Origin of the sequence: Flaviflexus equikiangi (genome assembly GCF_014069875.1) — a bacterium.
GTDB classification, from domain to species: domain Bacteria; phylum Actinomycetota; class Actinomycetes; order Actinomycetales; family Actinomycetaceae; genus Flaviflexus; species Flaviflexus equikiangi.
In genome coordinates this window covers 51,088-66,751 of the sequence record NZ_CP059676.1, presented here as the reverse complement: position 1 = coordinate 66,751, position 15,664 = coordinate 51,088, and the positions used below count along the sequence as shown (strand labels likewise).

Below are 15,664 nucleotides of genomic sequence, written 5' to 3'. Positions count from 1 at the left end.
ATTGTGGAAGACGTGAATGCTTCTGATCCTCGAGTGACCGCCTTCCAGGACAAGGACCAGTTCTGGATCACTCTCGATGACCCCGCGACGAAGAACGCGCTGGACATGGCGCTGGTCGGCGCTCTGTCGGCACAGATCGAAAACGCTCCCCCCGGCGTTCTTGTCATCACGGGGAAGAACGGCGGATTCTCGACCGGCGGGGGTCTCTCCACCGTCGCAGCATTGGCCGAGCAGGCGCAGAGCGATGTGGACGGGGCGGCGGACGTTGTCCGCCGGGGCGGGAATGTCATCGAGGACCTTCTGTTCTCCCCCGCCACGACGATCGCACTCATCGATGGAGCATGCGCCGGGGCCGGTCTCGGCATCGCCCTCGCCTGCGACTACAGGATCGCGACGCATCGGTCTCGCTTCACCACCGCCTACGCGAAGCTGGGCCTTCCCTCCGACTTCGGCACCCACGAACTGCTCCGCAGGCAGGTCGGCGCCAGTATCGCAGATGATCTCATGAAGACCTCGGACACGATCGGGGTGACGAAAGCTGCGGAGTATGGTCTCATTGATGCTCTGATCGAGCGCGTGGATCGGAAGGGTGTCAAGAAGATCCTCAAGCAGCTCCCGCCCGCGGATCGCAGCGCACGGATGGTCTCCATGTCGACGATCCTCGATGATGAGGCGATCCAGTTCGCTCGGGCCTTGAGCAGTCCGAGCACGCTCATGAAGATCGAGAAGGCCCAGCGGAAACTGTCACGGTAGGACTGTTACCCCTCTCTCGGTATTCTGGGACCGTGCAATCCCGCTGATAATCTGGTGCTCATGCCAACAGTTCAGGAGACGTCCAGCAAGACGGTGCGGTCGCGTGCGATCTGGATGGACCTGGTGCGCGGACTCGCCATCATCGCCGTCATCTGGGGGCACGCGGAGGCCATCGGGCGCACGGGCGCAATGTTCCAGAGCTCCGAATGGATGCTGGTATCGAACAAGATCCTCGTCCTCATTCGCATGCCGCTTCTCATGTTCCTGTCAGGCATGCTCGTCCCCCGCTCCATCGCAAAGGGCTGGAAGAAGTTCCTCCCCGGCAAGTTCACGAAGCTGGCGTGGCCGTACGCGGTCTGGATCGCGATGTTCTTCGTCGTCCTGTGGATCCACGAGGCGGCCCTGCTGTCTGACATCCCCATGAACATCCTGCGCCCCGAGAACCCCAACCAGACTCCCCTGTGGTATCTGCGGAACCTGTTCTTCTATTACCTCATCGCGCAGGCGATCGCCTGGCTCCGCCTCCCCCTCTGGACCGGGGCCGTCCTCGGACTCGCCTACAGCGCATACCAGCTGATCGACGGCACCGCCATCGGTTCGACCGACCTCCGGTTCGCGAACCTCATGACCTATTTCTTCCTCGGAACGGTCGCGATGCAGCACCTGGAGAGGATCATTCGATTCGTGCGAAAGCCCCCCGTCGCGCTGACGCTCCTCATCCTCTGGCTCATTCCGACATTCCTGTACGTGAGCGGTTCGGCGCCGGTCCGGTATCGCCTGGAGTACATCTGGGGGCCGCTCGCCTTCATCGCGCTTGTCCTCGGATTCGCCTCCTTCATCACGTCGTCGCGGTGGACGAGGCCGCTCGAGTTCGTCGGCAGATACTCCCTCTACTACTACGTCATGCACTACCCGCTGCTTCTCGGCTACATCTGGTGGGTCGGTTGGCGGTTCGCACCAGACAGCATCATCCACTTCTTCATCATGATCGCCGTCGGCCTGATCATCCCCACCATCACGGTGTATGTGGCGCGCTGGATACCGCCGGTGAAATGGCTGTTCTTCGAGCTTCCCTGGCCACGACCCTCCCGGCCGGGCCGGTAGCGTGCTCTGAACGGACAGACACGGCAGACTAGCCCCATGCATCGACAACTGGGACTGTCCGGAGCCGTGACGATCGGCATGGGTTCCATGATCGGGGCCGGTCTTTTCGCCGCCTTCGGCCCCGCAACCGCCGCGGCCGGACACCTGCTCCCCCTGTCGTTGATTCTCGCCGCGACAATCGCGATCTGTAACGCCGCCTCCTCGGCCCAACTCGCCGCCCAATACCCGACATCGGGCGGGACATACGTGTACGGCCGCGAACGGTTGGGACCGTGGTGGGGATTCGCGGCAGGCTGGTGCTTCCTCATCGGGAAGACAGCATCCGCCGGCGCCATGGCACTCACCTTCGGCGCTTACGCGGCTCCCGATCACAGCCGGTTGGCTGCCGTGCTTGTGCTTGTTGCCGTGACCGTCATCAACCTTGCCGGCATCACCCGCACCGCGACCGCCACCGCTCTTATCCTCACCATCACCCTCGCCTCCGTTGCGACGGTTCTCGCGGCGGGCTGGAATGAGAGGTCCCCCGTCGAGGTGACAGTGGCGGAGGGGTCTGCGGTCGGAGTGCTCCAGGGTGCGGGGCTGCTCTTCTTCGCGTTCGCAGGCTACGCTCGCATCGCCACACTCGGCGAAGAGGTCAAGGAGCCGGAGCGGACGATCCCCCGGGCTATCGTCATAGCTCTCGCCCTGGTTCTTGTCCTCTACAGCCTCGTCGCGTTCAGTCTCGTCTCCCTCCTCGGCATCGACGCCCTGACGTCTTCTCTGCACCCGCTTGCCGACCTGTCGACCAGCCCCGCCGTCCATGCCATCCTCACGGTCGGAGTGTCGGCGGCGTGCGCCGGTTCGCTCCTGGGTGTCACGGCCGGGATCGGCAGGACGGGGCTCGCCATGGCGAGGGAGGGCGATCTGCCTCGAGTGCTCTGCGCCGTTCGCGAGGGTCGCTCCCCCTATCGGATCGACCTTGCTCTCCTGGCCATCACGATCCCTCTCGTACTCTTCGTTCCGCTCGTCGGCGCGATCGGGTTCTCATCGTTCGGCGTGCTGCTCTACTATGCGGTCGCGAACCTGAGTGCGCTCACCCAACGTCGAAGGCGCGCGGTGCAGTGGATCGGACTGGTGGGCTGCGTGGCAGTGGCCTTCTCTCTGCCGCTGTCCGCCATCGGATCCGGCCTCGGCGTCCTTGCCGTAGGCCTTGTCCTTCGGGCCGTGGTCAGGCGCGGTTGGGCCAGCCCTACGGGGTGAAGATTGCCGTGGAGTTGATCTTCTCCCCGCGACGAAGACCTTCGGGTGTCTGTGAATTCACCGTGAACTCCCACAGCCGATCGTCAACATTGACGTAGGTGAGGGACGTGTACGATCCGGAGGTGTAGACGATGTCGATGATGATCGCCGGATATCCCGCGAACTCGGTCTGGACTTCTCGGACTTCGAGGGTGGAGGTGTCTCCGAGAGCCGAATCGAGCAGGTCGATGAAGAACTCGCTCGAGAACTCGTAGTCGCTGGTCTCGAAATACTGGGCCAGGACGTCGTCCCAGTCGTTGCCGCTCCACAGGTACTGGTAGGCGAATCCGTCCTGCGGCTCGACCTCGTACCAGCCGGCGGGGCGCGTCACCGTCACGCCGGGTTCGGACACCGTGGTCGTCTCGGACTCGACAGCGCCCAGGGCTCGGCTTGTCGCCGTGCTGTCCGTTTCGGACGTGTCACCGCAGGCTGACAGTGCGAGCAGGCCTGCCAGTACTGTTGCCGCGAACCTAGTAGAAATCAATTGTGTGAACCAGCCTGTCTATCTCTGCAAGACCGAGGGAATGGTATGCGTTCGCGGTGACTTCTTTGATGCCACCCTTGACGTTGATGTAGTAGATGTTGGTCACGTACCCGGGGCCCTCGACCGACATCCAGAACCCGTCATATCCGTCGATCCGAATATCGCCCTCGATGGTCGCCGTCGCATCTGCCAACGTTCCGTTGGCGGTCAGCTCCTCCACGTACTCCTCGGGAGACTCGATCTGTGACCAAGGCCCAAGCGGCGCCATGGATAGGTTCTGAGTGCCGTCCTCTTTCGACCAGGTGAACACCGTGTACGGGGTTTCCAGTTCGGGGGCGTAACGCCAGTCGTCCGGCAGGGACACGGTCATCGACTCATCAATCGCCGTGGCCTGGGAAGGGTCCTGGTCCGGGTCGGGAACGGGAGACGTGCTCTCGCCGGTCTCATCATCAGAGGGAACGACCGAGGGTGTCGGCTGCTCCGACTGACCATCCAGGGTACCGAGATCCAGCGGTCCCGCAACGGAGCCGCACGCAGTCAGTGAGGCCGCGACAAGAACGGCAAGGCCCACTAGGATTCTTCGCACTCATTCCCCTTCCGGTGACAGTCTAGAACACGGCCCACCTGTCACCGCAAGAAAGTCCGCGCCGGTGAGAGCCTTTGCTCACGGTGGGCGATAGAGGAAGATGGTCGGGTGGATACTCTTTGGCACATCTATCCGTTGGGCGCTACAGGCTCCCCTATCAGGGACTGGACCGATCCTGGCACCGGCGAACACCGGCTCGGGAGGCTGGAGTCCTGGCTCGATCACGCCGCGAGCCTGGCCGACACTCTTCTGCTCGGACCCGTCTTCACCTCCGCGACCCACGGCTACGACACCCTCGACCACCTCACCCTCGATCCGCGCCTGGGAACGGACGACGACTTCGATCGATTCGTCCGCCTCGCAGACGAGCGGGGGTTGGGGATCGTTCTCGACGGCGTCTTCAACCATGTGGCCCGCGGCCACGTCCTCGACTCCCATGTGGCACGAAGCGATGACGGGAGCCCCCGAGTGTTCGAGGGGCACGATTCCCTTCTCGAGCTCGATCACGATGATCCCGTCGTCATCGACTACATCGTGTCCGTGCTCCTGCACTGGCTCGACCGCGGTGTGCGCGGGTGGCGGATGGACGCGGCATACCGCATGGATCCGGCCGTGTGGGAGAAGATCGTGCCGCCCGTGCGGGCCGCCTACCCTCACGCCTGGCTCCTCGGGGAAGTCATCCACGGCGACTATCCCAGCTTCACCGGGCCCGACCGCCTGGACACTGTCACCCAATACGAGCTGTGGAAGGCGATCTGGTCCAGCCTCAAGGAGGAGAACTTCTATGAGCTCGACTGGTCCCTCCAGCGCCATGCGACCTTCCTCGACACCTTCACCCCCAATACTTTTATCGGGAACCACGATGTCGATCGGATCGCTTCGACGGTGGGGATGACGAAGGCCGCCATGGCAGCTGTCATCCTCTTCACCACTCCCGGTATTCCCTCGATCTATGCTGGCGATGAGTTTGGCTGGCATGCCACCAAGGGGGAAGGCTTCGCTGCGGACGACCCGATCCGTCCCATGCTCCCCACCTCACCGGCAGAGGCGACAGATCATGGCATGCTCAACATCTATCGGTGGGGTGCGAACCTGCGACGGGAGCACCGCTGGCTGGCATCCGCACGCACCGAGACGCTCGAACTCACCAATACGCGGTTCGTCTATGCGACGCGGGGCGAGGGGCGGGAGATGGTTGTCGCACTCGATCTCGATGCCTCCAGCGCGTCAGTCGCCGTGGACGGTACGACCATCTGGAACCTGCCCGCTCTTTAGCTCCTGCTCGCTGTCAGGTAGGCGAGAACGGCACGCACGCGCCGATTCTCCTCACCCACCGGCAGGCCCAGCTTGAGGAAGACAGACGCCACATATTTGGAGACGGCCCCGGCTGAGAGGTAGAGCTTGGCTGAGATCTGGCTGTTCGACAGGCCCTCCGCCATGAGGGCCAGCACGTCGCGCTCGCGCGGGGTGAGGGAATCGAGAGGACCGGAGCGCGCTTGCGCGAGTTGGCCTGCCACCTCGGGGTCGATGATGATTCCTCCCGAGGCGACGACGGTCAGGGACCTCATGAAGTCACCAACCTTGGCCACCCTGTCCTTGAGAAGATATCCGAAGCCTCCCACTCCACCCGTGAGGAAGCGGGACGCGTAGGCGGGGGCAACATATTGGGAGAGGATCATGATCCCCAGCTCGGGATAGGTTTCGCGCAGGTCGACGGCAGCATCCAGGCCGTCCGTGGCCATCCCCGGCGGCATGCGAACATCCGCTATGACGACGTCCGGGATCGTCCCGGCCGCGATCGCGGAGGCTGTGACCGAGACGAGCCCGGGCGCGTCCTCCGCGCTGGCGAGAACGTCGTGGCCCTGCCGTTCGACGAGTCCGATGATTCCCTCCCGGAGGAGTGCTGAATCGTCGGCGACAATGATCTTCACAGGTATCCTGACTCTCCGACGTTGAGCAGAAGCGGCATGGTGGCGCGCACCTCTGTGGGGCCGCCGGTGGGGCTTGAAAGATGAAGGGTGCCGCCGAAGGCCGCGAGTCGTTCCCTCATGCCAGACAGGCCGTGGCCGGGCCTGATGACTGCGCCTCCGGGCCCTCGGTCGGTGACGGTGATGTGGAGGGATTCATCCGCGGTCAACAGGACGACAGCGGGACCGCCGTACTTGACAGCATTCGTCAGCGCCTCCGAGACGAAGAAGTAGCCTGACGCCGTCACGCCCGTGGGGAGCGAGGGGAGCGGATGTGGGCAGCGAACGTCCACATCGGTGAAGCGGCGAGCCAGATCACGCACGGCCTCTTCCAGCCCCATATCTGTCAACACCTGCGGGTGTATCCCATGCACGGTGTGACGCAGCGCCTTCATGGCCAAGCCCGCATCATCCTGGGCGGCAGCGAGCAGACGCCCCGCAGCGCTGTCTGGATCGACCTCGAGAGCGGCCTCTCCCATCTTCATCGTCGCGGCCACGAGATACTGTTGTGCGCCGTCGTGCAGGTCTCGTTCGATGCGGCGGCGTTCGATCTCGAATGCACCGACGATCTCTCTCCGCGAGCGCCTCAGCTCTGCCAGGTTGTCGGCATGGTCTTCGACGTGACCGGTCTCGTCTCGCGTCCGCCTGCTCAGGCCGAGCGTGAGGACCACGGCAAGGAGTGTGAAGACGGCCCCGTCGCGGTAGCCGAGAACCAGTTCCACGGCGAGAATGGCCAACACCCCGACGGCGATGGCGATGTTCAGGCTGGCTCTCATAGCCCTATTCTAGGGTGGTCAGCTCCCGGACGGAGTAGACCTGGGTCCACTCCAAGACGGCACCGGGGTGGATGGTGCAGGCCGAGGCCCTCGGGTGGAATGGGAACCATGAACGACACAATACGCGCAACACACCTCGTCAAGACTTATGGGACGGTCAAGGCGCTTGCCGACGTCTCCCTCGATGTCCAGTCAGGGGAGTCTCTTGCCATCATGGGCCCTTCCGGCTCCGGCAAATCCACCCTCCTTCATGTCCTCTCCGGCATTCTCCGCCCCGATTCGGGTACGGTCCGGCTGGGGGAGACGAACGTGACAGATCTGAGGGACCGTGACCGCTCGCATCTGCGCCGCGAACGCTTCGGTTTCGTGTTCCAGGACGGCCAGCTCGTCGACGAGCTCACGGCAGCCGAGAATGTGGCCTTCCCGCTCCTGCTTGCCGGCTGGAAACGGTCGAAGGCGATGAGGGAGGCAACCCACTGGCTTGATCGCCTCGGATTGAGCGGCATGGCTGGGCGCAAACCGGGCGAGATGTCGGGCGGGCAGGCGCAGCGTGTCGCGATCGCACGTTCCCTCGTCCATCATCCCGCGGTCGTGTTCGCGGATGAGCCGACGGGTGCCCTCGACCAGGCGACGGGCCATGAGGTCATGCAGATCTTGACGACTGTGTGCCAGATGTCGGGGGCGACTCTCATCGTCGTCACGCATGACATGGAGGTCGCGAAATGGTGCAACCGGCTTGTCGAGATTCGGGATGCGATTATCCACGACGATAGGAAGCTGGGTGTGGGACGATGATCGGCCTGTCGTCGCGCCTCGCGATCTCCCGGATAAGAACCAACCGGTCCGGACTTGATGTTCTCGCGATCCTTGCTTTCGCTGTGACGAGCTTTCTTGCTCTGACAGTGGCCGGGGGTACGAGTATGTTCGTCGACCGCTACAACAACCCTCCCCAAGCACTAGTCGACGTCGTCTCCAATAGCGAATACGAGTATTGGTCAGCGCAGGAGTTCGCGCAGACCTACGTGTTCCTCGCGATCGTGGCGTGCGCGATCCTTGTCGTACCGATTCTCGGTCTGGGCGGAGGGGCGGCCCGGCTCGGAGCATCCGGACGCGCCCGCAGGCTCGCTTCCCTTCGACTGATCGGGATGACGGGCGGGGAAGTGGTTCTCATGTCTGTCATCGAGTCCGTCGTCCTCACGGTCGCCGGAGCACTGCTCGGGTCGCTCCTTTTCGCCCTCAGCCTGCCGCTGTGGCAGTTCATCTCCTTCCACAGCTCCCCCATATCCGCTGGGGAGATGGTCGCGCCATGGTGGGTGAACGGCACGGTTGTCGTCGTCATCCTCGTCCTCTCCGCCCTGTCGACCGTGATCGGACTGCAGCGTGTGGTCATCAGCCCCCTTGGGGTTGCTCGGCGGGAATCTCCGAAGGCACTGAAGTTCTGGCGCGTCATCGCTTTCGCCTTCGCCATCGTCCTCTTCATCGTGGCCTCGCAGACGTTCAACCTTCGCGAATCGGACTTCATGGTGTTCGCGACAATCGCGGGCGTCCTGGTCCTCCTCCTGTTCACGGTCAATCTGGTCGGACCATGGCTCATTCAGCTGATCGCCCGGCCGCTTGCCCGATCATCCAGCCCCGCCACGGTGCTGGCGATGAGACGGCTCGTTGCTCAGCCTCGGGATGCGTGGCGGAACGTGGCGGCACTGGCCTTCATCGGTTTCATCGCCGCGTTCATGGCCGGCATGCCAGTCACGCCCGACGATCCCATCTTCAACCTGCAAGTCAAGGACATTTCGACCGGCACGATGGTGACCCTCGTGATCGGGATGGTCGTGGCAGCCACCTCAACGCTGATCAACCAGGCGGCATTCACCGTGGATCGAGCAGATCAGACCGTTGCCCTGACCCGCATGGGCACCCCGCGTCAAGTCTTCGGGACCGCACGATACCGTCAGGTCCTGCTCCCCCTCGTCGCCACCCTCGGGCTCGCGATCCCGCTCGGTTTCCTCGCAATGGCGACGATGACGGCCGCCACCCCGGGGTTCACGATCGAGATGAGCGGGCTGACGGGCCTCCTCGGAGTCGTGCTCTTCGGATTCGTCCTCTGTCTCGCTGCCGCCAGCGCATCGCGGCCGATCGAGTCGAGGATTCTCACGGCCGACTACCGCCGCAACGACTGAGCCGGCTTCTGCGCCAACCGGACGCGTCTAATCAGCGCCGGTTGGCGTAGAACCGTCCCAGCGTTTCTTCCTTGAACTCCGCGAACGTCCCATCGGTGATGGAGCGGCGAATGGAGTCGACGAGCTGGACCGTGTAGTACTCGTTGTGGATGGTGGCGAGAGTCGAGGAGATCATCTCTTTCGCTTTGAACGTGTGATGAAGGTATGCCTTCGTATAGTGCGTGCACGTGTAGCATCCACAGCCCTCCACGAGGGGCGTGAAGTTCCTCCGGAACTCGGACCGTGTCACGTTGAAGCGGCCGTCCGGGGAGTAGATGGCGGCGTTGCGTGCCACTCGGGACGGGTTCACGCAATCGAACGTATCCGCTCCAGCTTCGACTGCCGCGAACAAGTCATCCGGTTCGGAAATGCCGAGGAGATGACGTGCCTTGTTCTCGGGAAGCTCCTCGCTCACCCAGCCCACGATCGTTCCCAGGTTCTCTTTCTCGAGGGCACCGCCGATGCCGAAGCCGTCGAACATCTGGCCATCGACTTCCATGGCGCCCAGGTCACGCGCCGCCTTGCGGCGCAGATCTTCGTATTGGGCGCCCTGCAGCACACCGAACAGCTGCTGGTAGGGCTTGCCGTCACGCTCCTCGGTGAGCTTCTTGTGTGCGACAAGGCATCGTTCCGCCCACAGCCTGGTCCGTTCCAGCGCCTCCTCCTGGTAGGGACGAGAATTGAGGAGCGTTGTGAGCTCATCGAAGGCAAAGATGATGTCGGCGCCCAGCTCGTGCTGGATCCGCATCGATACTTCAGACGTGAACCTGTGCTTCGTCCCGTCGAGGTGAGACTTGAACGTGACGCCATCGTCGTCGATGTGGGCGCGCCGGATCTTGTTCTCCGCAACTTCGAGATCGGAGCCGTCACGGCCCTTCTGGCCGGATCCAGCGAACTGCTCGGACAGGACTTTCTTGTAACCGGTGCCCAGGCTCATCACCTGGAAACCGCCGGAATCCGTGAACGTGGGGCCTGGCCAGTTCATGAACGCACCGAGGCCGCCAGCCTCGTCGACAATGTCGGAGCCCGGCTGGAGGAACAGGTGATAGGCGTTGGCCAAGACGGCCTGCGCACCCACATCCTTGATCGATTCGGGCAGCACCGCTTTCACGGTCGCTTTCGTCCCGACGGGGATAAAGGCCGGTGTGTGGATCGTGCCGTGCGGCGTCGTCAGAGTGCCGGCGCGGCCGAGGCCGTCGAGGCGAGTATTGACAGTAAAGGTCACAGGATCTCCTGGTAGGCGGGTTCCGTTCTCTTCACCCAGGCGACAACACGATAGGTGACGGGAAGGAGGACGATTTCGACCGCGACTTTGTAGACGTAGCCGACGATCATGAGGTTGAGGATGGTGGAGGCCGGCATGACGCCCACCCAGGCGACGACACAGAAGATCATCGTGTCTGCCGCTTCTCCGAGGACGGTCGAGCCCATGAGCCGGGCCCACAGGTTCTTCTCACCGTACTTCTTCTTGATGGTGACGAGCACCCACGAGTTGATGAGCTGGCCGACGACATAGCCGGCGACGGACGCGGCAACTATCCGAGGGACGAACCCGAGCACGGCCTCAAAGGCGGCCTGGTTCTCGTAGTCCGCAGCGGGGGGAGCGATCTGGACGAGGAAGAACACGGCCGATGCCATGATCGACACGAACATGCCGAGCAGGATCGCGCGGCGGGCGGGCCTGAACCCGTAGACCTCGGCCAGGACATCGCCGAGGATATAGGTCAGCGGGAACAGGATCGCCCCGCCGTCGAAGATCAGCGTCCAGTCGAAAACTCCGATCTCGATGAGCTTCGTGGCGCCGATATTCGACAGCAGCAGGAAGGGGACGAAGAAGACGACGATGATGTCGTAGTGTCCCCGGCGTACCGGGGCAAAAGAATAGGCAGACATGCGAACCTCAGGGTGACGAAGGAGAGCTCGGTGCTGCCACCACCGGGCGTGTTCGGGAAGCGGAACGCTTCGTCACATAGTGTAGCGAATCAATCGCGGATGAGATCCACGTGCCGGATTGCCCACTCGCGCATGACGTCGAGCGAGGGGCCCAGCTCCTGGCCGGACGGCGTGAGCGCGTAGAGGATCTCCCCGTGTTCGTCCGTGCGTTCCACCACGCCGATAGAGATCAGTTCCTTCAACCGCGCGGACAGCATGCGCCGCGACACGTCGAGAACTTTCGAGAGCTCGTTGAAGTGGGCGGGACGTTGGCGGAGGGTGTCGACGATCGGACCCATCCACCGCTTCCCGAGGATAAAGTGGATGCGTTCGAGCTCCTCGCACTTCTCGAGGGGCACGTCCATCCGCCCCTTGAGAGGCTCGTCCTGTACCGTCATGGGCTAAGGATAGATAAGGAAAAAGCGGGCATATAGGACTACTGTCTCAGAGCCGCCGACAAACCCCGTGCTCACGGGGCAAAAGACCCGCAGGGCCGTCAGAGGATCTGCGCGCTATAGCCGTCCACTTTGACCTCGACAAGATCCTCGTCGGTCTCGATGACGACAACATAGTGAGGGTCGCCGTCGTCGAGGACGATGCGAGCAGAATCGACCCTGCCGGGGGTCGCGATCGATGCCGCATCGACCGCGTCCGCCAGTGTCACGACCTGGTTCTCCAAGAAATCCTCAAGCCCCTCGTCGAAATCTCGGAGGGTGTTGACGATGACTCCCGATCCGACGATGGTGATCTCTCGCAGCGTCCCGCGCGATATGACAGACACCGTATAGGCCTCGGCTCGGCTTTCGAAGGCGACAGCATGGCCGCCGAAGAAGTTCTCTGCCTTCTCGATCGCCGAGAACAACTCGGAGTTCACCGGCCCCCGCGTCGCGGAGGGATCTCCCGCAGGCTCGATCGAGGTGGGCGTGTGGCTCGGGACGTACGGCTCGTCAGTCGCCGCACATCCCGACATCAGCACAGCCAGTGCCAATGCACAACCACGTTTTCGCATACCAATCATCTAATCAGATCTGACGAAACATTGGTGAAAAACGGGACAAAATCCCATTGATACTTACTCAACCCAGCCCGTGAAATGACGACGGGCAGGTTTCTCGCCTCGAGCGGCCCGCCACCCCACATACTCCGCCTTGCCATCGACCATGGTCGTCGCGAACTGGACTTTGCCAGGCAGGGAGATCGGCGCCTCGAACTCGACGAACCAGTCTCGCGGACCGTCGTTGCCCTTCCCGGTGGCGGAATAGGCGCGAGACGCGGAATACATGCCGTGAACGATCGGCTTGTCGAAACCGAATGGCTTCGCCGTCACCTTCGAGAGGTGGATCGGGTTGCCGTCACCGGAAACCTTCGCATAGCGGCGACCGGTGTCTCCCGACAGGGACCAGACGGCCGTCGCACGGCCCGGCTCGAACTCTTCACGATCGGGACGTTCCGGGCGGGGGCCGCCCAGGTCCGAGCCCCGGACGAGATAACCCGCCGTGTCGACCATGACCTCTTCGCCGTCGACCATGACGCGGACGATCGAGTCGATAAGCGTCCCGGCATAGTGCGCCCGAGGATTCTCCACGGAAGCGATCAGCTCCATCGTCTCCCCCAGCTCAATGCCGCGGCTCTGCGTCACCCTGTTCGTCAGGTGCAGCATGCCGAGGAGCGGCAGCGGGAAATCCTTCTGGACGAGCAGCGACATCGTCAGCGGGAAGCCGAGCGCATGGACGTACCCGGGGTGAAGGTGATCCGTCACCGTGTCGCCGACGAGATGGACGAAGTCGGCATGCTTCTCCGGGTCGGCCGAGAGGGTTGCTCGCGCCTCTGTTCCCGGAAGACTGCTTGCGCCGCGTCCCGCCTTGACACGCACGGCCTGCATCGCCGCAGCGGTGAAGGTCTCGCCGAAGGAAGGCAGCCTCTCGTGCTCGATCCGCATCTATCTGCCCACCAGGTTCTGTCCGCACACGCGGAGCGTCTGACCCACGTACCCGCCAGCCGGAAGGCTGCACAGGAACGAAATGGTCTCGGCCACGTCGAGCGGGAGCCCGCCCTGCTTGAGAGAGTTGGAGCGTCGGAAGATCTCCCGCTGCATGGGCGGAATCTTCTTCGTCATCTCGGTCTCGATGAAGCCCGGCGCGACAGCGTTCGCGGTTCCCCCGCGCTCGGCCAGTATCGGTGCGAGCGCCGCAACCATGCCCATGACGGCCGACTTCGAGTAGGCATAGTTCGCCTGGCCAGCATTCCCCGCCACGCCGGATGTCGACGCAAGCGAGACCAGCCGGAAGTCGTCACCGAGACGGTCGGACGCGAGGAGGGCATCGTTGATCCGGAGCTGGGCCGCGATGTTGACATCGATGACAGAGTTCCACCGATCCTCATCCATATTGGCGAAGTACTTATCCCTCGTGATGCCAGCATTGTGCACGAAGGCATCGAGCGTGAGATCTCGCTTTGTCAGCTCGTCGACGATCCGCTCACCGGCGTTCTCAGCCGTGATATCCATCTGCAGCGGAATCGCACCGATCTCGTTGGCGAGATCGGAGAGCGCACTTCCGGCGCCGGGAACATCGAGGATGATCACCTTCGCGCCATCGCGGACGAGAGTGCGCGCGATGGCGGCACCGATCCCTCGAGCCGCACCAGTCACGAGGACCGTGCGGCCCTGGAGATGTGCCTCCCAGACAGCGGGAAGGCCCCCTCCCTCAGCCGACACCCGAAGGGTCTGGCCCGTGACGAATGCGGATTTCGCGGACACGAAGAACCGCAGGGCACCGATGACGGACGGATCCCGGAGGCTCACACCGTCATCGACGAGAATGCCGTTGGCGGTCGTCCCGTACCGTGCTTCCTTCGCGAGAGTACGAACGAATCCCTCGACTCCAGCCCTGGCGGCATTGACATGCGGATCGTCGCTGTTCGCCGTCCGGGAGACGGTGACAACCCGCCCGCCGAGCTTCATCTTCTTGAAAGCACCCGGCATGTCCCGAATAATCGGGCCGGTGTCGCCGGGCGCCGAGATCTCATCCAAGACGACCACGATGGTGCCGATCTTATCGAGATCATCGGCGTGCCGACGAACGTCACAGTCCCACTCCAGAAGTTGGGCGGCGAGTTCTTCCGCGGCCTGCGACGTGCCGAGCACGAGCACCGGCCCAAGAACCGGTTGCGGCCTGTCCGCGAAACGCGGCAGGTCAGTCGGTTGAGGGAGCCCTGTCTTGCCGGCGATGAACTTGCCGGGGGCTGAGCGAACGAATGCCGTGTAATCCAACTTCATAGGAGATTCCCTTTCAGCGTGCAGATTCGAGGAGGGCGACGGTGCCCTGCCCGCCGGCGGCACAAATTGAGATCAGTCCAAACTTGCCGGGACCCGCCTCGTACAGCATCTTGGCGAGAGAGGCGACGATGCGGCCGCCTGTCGCGGCGAACGGGTGGCCCGCAGCGAGCGAGGAGCCGAGGACATTGAGGCGGTCCCGGGGGACCGAGCCGAAGGCCCCGTCGAGTCCGAGCTCGTCACGGCCGAACTCTTCGTCTTCCCACGCCTTCAGAATCATGACGACGGTGGCCGCGAACGCTTCGTGGATCTCGACGAAGTCCATATCGTCGAGCGTGAGGCCGTTGCGGGCCAACATCTCGGGTGCGGCGTAGGCAGGTGCGGAGAGCAGGTCCGCTCCCGCCGTGAAATCGACGGAGCGAGTGTGGATATCGCGGATGTAGGCAAGTGGCTGGTGCCCGTGCTCCTGCGCCCACTCTTCCGAAGCAATGAGAACAGTGGAGGCTCCGTCCGAGAGCGGCGTCGAGTTGCCCGCCGTCATCGTGCCCTCCGGCCCGCCGAAGACCGGCTTGAGGGATCCGAGCTTCTCCATGGTGGACACGCGCAGGTTCTCGTCTCGCGAGAGACCCTGGTAACCGGTCATGAGGTCATCGAAGAAACCGCGCTCATAGGCTGCCATGAGGTTCTTGTGGGACTCGAAGGCGATCTGGTCCTGTTCCTCGCGGGTGATACCCCAGCGCTCCGTCGACAGCGCCTGGTGCTGGCCCATGTTCAGACCAGTCCGCACTTCAGCTGCGGACGGTGCGCTGGGCTTCAGATCGGCAGGGCGGAGGGAGGCCAGGATCTGCAGGCGCTCCTTCGTCGAGCGTGCGGCGTTGGCGCGATGAAGGATCTTGCGGAGCGCACCGCTCACTTCGATCGGGGCGTCTGACGTTGAGTCGACACCGCCGCCGATACCGACCTCGATCTGGCCGAGAGCAATCTTGTTCGCCACGAAGTTGATCGCGTCGAGGCCGGTGGCGCATGCTCGCTGCATGTCGATCGCAGGCGTGCGGGAATCGAGTGCTGACCCGATCACCGACTCACGCGTCAGATTGAAGTCTTTCGCATGCTTGAGCACGGCGCCCGCAGCCACATCGCCGAGGAGCTCACCCTGCAGGGAGAACCTCGCAACCAGCCCGTCGAGGGCGGCTGTCAGCATGTCCTGGTTGCTGACGTTCTTGTAGGCCTTGCCAGCGCGGGCGAATGGAATTCTGTTTCCACCCAGCACCGCAACATTGCGGGGATAATTCAC

The 15,664-nt window shown here is 63.3% G+C and carries 17 protein-coding genes; 6 read left to right on the top strand and 11 right to left on the bottom strand.

The window, feature by feature from the left end; all coding sequences use genetic code 11:
- Positions 1–12 precede the first annotated feature (12 nt).
- From H2O75_RS00350 to H2O75_RS00340, 3 genes are read left to right on the top strand one after another with little or no spacing between them, the layout of a single operon-like run.
- Positions 13–753 (top strand): enoyl-CoA hydratase/isomerase family protein, encoded by a 741-nt coding sequence (locus H2O75_RS00350; protein WP_182172091.1) that lies wholly within the window; start codon positions 13–15, stop codon positions 751–753.
- 60 nt (positions 754–813) lie between these two features.
- Positions 814–1,857, top strand: coding sequence for an acyltransferase family protein (locus H2O75_RS00345; protein WP_182172087.1), 1,044 nt, complete (start codon positions 814–816; stop codon positions 1,855–1,857).
- 36 nt (positions 1,858–1,893) lie between these two features.
- On the top strand, positions 1,894–3,096 hold the full coding sequence (locus tag H2O75_RS00340; RefSeq protein ID WP_182172084.1) for an APC family permease: 1,203 nt from the start codon (positions 1,894–1,896) through the stop codon (positions 3,094–3,096).
- Here the strand turns inward: H2O75_RS00340 and H2O75_RS00335 are convergent.
- Together H2O75_RS00335 and H2O75_RS00330 are read right to left on the bottom strand one after the other, a co-directional pair.
- Positions 3,086–3,619 (bottom strand): hypothetical protein, encoded by a 534-nt coding sequence (locus H2O75_RS00335; protein WP_182172081.1) that lies wholly within the window; start codon positions 3,617–3,619, stop codon positions 3,086–3,088. The two genes, H2O75_RS00340 and H2O75_RS00335, sit on opposite strands and share 11 nt — an antisense overlap.
- A complete protein-coding gene (locus H2O75_RS00330; protein ID WP_182172078.1) occupies positions 3,606–4,205 on the bottom strand; it encodes a hypothetical protein in 600 nt (199 codons plus the stop codon). Before H2O75_RS00330 ends, H2O75_RS00335 begins: the two co-directional genes overlap by 14 nt.
- A 108-nt stretch (positions 4,206–4,313) precedes the next feature.
- On the opposite strand from H2O75_RS00330, the gene H2O75_RS00325 reads away from it, so the two are divergent.
- A complete protein-coding gene (locus tag H2O75_RS00325) occupies positions 4,314–5,480 on the top strand; it encodes an alpha-amylase family glycosyl hydrolase (RefSeq protein WP_220462744.1) in 1,167 nt (388 codons plus the stop codon).
- On the opposite strand, the gene H2O75_RS00320 is transcribed toward H2O75_RS00325, so the two are convergent.
- Positions 5,477–6,136, bottom strand: coding sequence for a response regulator transcription factor (locus tag H2O75_RS00320; RefSeq protein ID WP_182172075.1), 660 nt, complete (start codon positions 6,134–6,136; stop codon positions 5,477–5,479). The genes H2O75_RS00325 and H2O75_RS00320 overlap by 4 nt on opposite strands.
- Entirely contained in the window at positions 6,133–6,948 is an 816-nt protein-coding gene (locus tag H2O75_RS00315; RefSeq protein ID WP_182172072.1) for a sensor histidine kinase, read from the bottom strand. The genes H2O75_RS00320 and H2O75_RS00315 overlap by 4 nt, the downstream gene beginning before the upstream one ends.
- A 108-nt stretch (positions 6,949–7,056) precedes the next feature.
- Between H2O75_RS00315 and H2O75_RS00310 the strand changes: the two genes are divergently transcribed.
- Together H2O75_RS00310 and H2O75_RS00305 are read left to right on the top strand one after the other, a co-directional pair.
- Complete coding sequence (locus tag H2O75_RS00310; RefSeq protein ID WP_182172069.1) at positions 7,057–7,743, top strand: ABC transporter ATP-binding protein; 687 nt, start codon at positions 7,057–7,059, stop codon at positions 7,741–7,743.
- Positions 7,740–9,125, top strand: coding sequence for an FtsX-like permease family protein (locus tag H2O75_RS00305; RefSeq protein ID WP_182172066.1), 1,386 nt, complete (start codon positions 7,740–7,742; stop codon positions 9,123–9,125). Before H2O75_RS00310 ends, H2O75_RS00305 begins: the two co-directional genes overlap by 4 nt.
- 31 nt (positions 9,126–9,156) lie before the next feature.
- Here H2O75_RS00305 and tgt read toward each other — a convergent pair whose 3' ends face one another.
- The 7 genes from tgt to H2O75_RS00270 form a co-directional block, all read right to left on the bottom strand.
- Complete coding sequence (gene tgt, locus H2O75_RS00300) at positions 9,157–10,389, bottom strand: tRNA guanosine(34) transglycosylase Tgt (protein ID WP_182172063.1); 1,233 nt, start codon at positions 10,387–10,389, stop codon at positions 9,157–9,159.
- Positions 10,386–11,057 (bottom strand): queuosine precursor transporter, encoded by a 672-nt coding sequence (locus tag H2O75_RS00295; protein WP_182172060.1) that lies wholly within the window; start codon positions 11,055–11,057, stop codon positions 10,386–10,388. The genes tgt and H2O75_RS00295 overlap by 4 nt, the downstream gene beginning before the upstream one ends.
- An 89-nt stretch (positions 11,058–11,146) precedes the next feature.
- A complete protein-coding gene (locus H2O75_RS00290; RefSeq protein ID WP_204736185.1) occupies positions 11,147–11,494 on the bottom strand; it encodes a winged helix-turn-helix transcriptional regulator in 348 nt (115 codons plus the stop codon).
- 98 nt (positions 11,495–11,592) lie between these two features.
- Positions 11,593–12,084, bottom strand: a complete 492-nt coding sequence (locus H2O75_RS00285) for a PepSY domain-containing protein (RefSeq protein ID WP_182172057.1) — start codon at positions 12,082–12,084, stop codon at positions 11,593–11,595.
- An 84-nt stretch (positions 12,085–12,168) separates the two neighbouring features.
- Positions 12,169–13,035 carry a MaoC family dehydratase gene (locus tag H2O75_RS00280; RefSeq protein ID WP_182172054.1) on the bottom strand — a complete coding sequence of 289 codons (867 nt, stop codon included), beginning with the start codon at positions 13,033–13,035 and terminating at the stop codon, positions 12,169–12,171.
- Complete coding sequence (locus tag H2O75_RS00275; protein WP_182172051.1) at positions 13,036–14,373, bottom strand: 3-oxoacyl-ACP reductase; 1,338 nt, start codon at positions 14,371–14,373, stop codon at positions 13,036–13,038.
- A 13-nt stretch (positions 14,374–14,386) separates the two neighbouring features.
- On the bottom strand, positions 14,387–15,664 hold the full coding sequence (locus tag H2O75_RS00270) for an acetyl-CoA C-acetyltransferase (protein ID WP_220462743.1): 1,278 nt from the start codon (positions 15,662–15,664) through the stop codon (positions 14,387–14,389).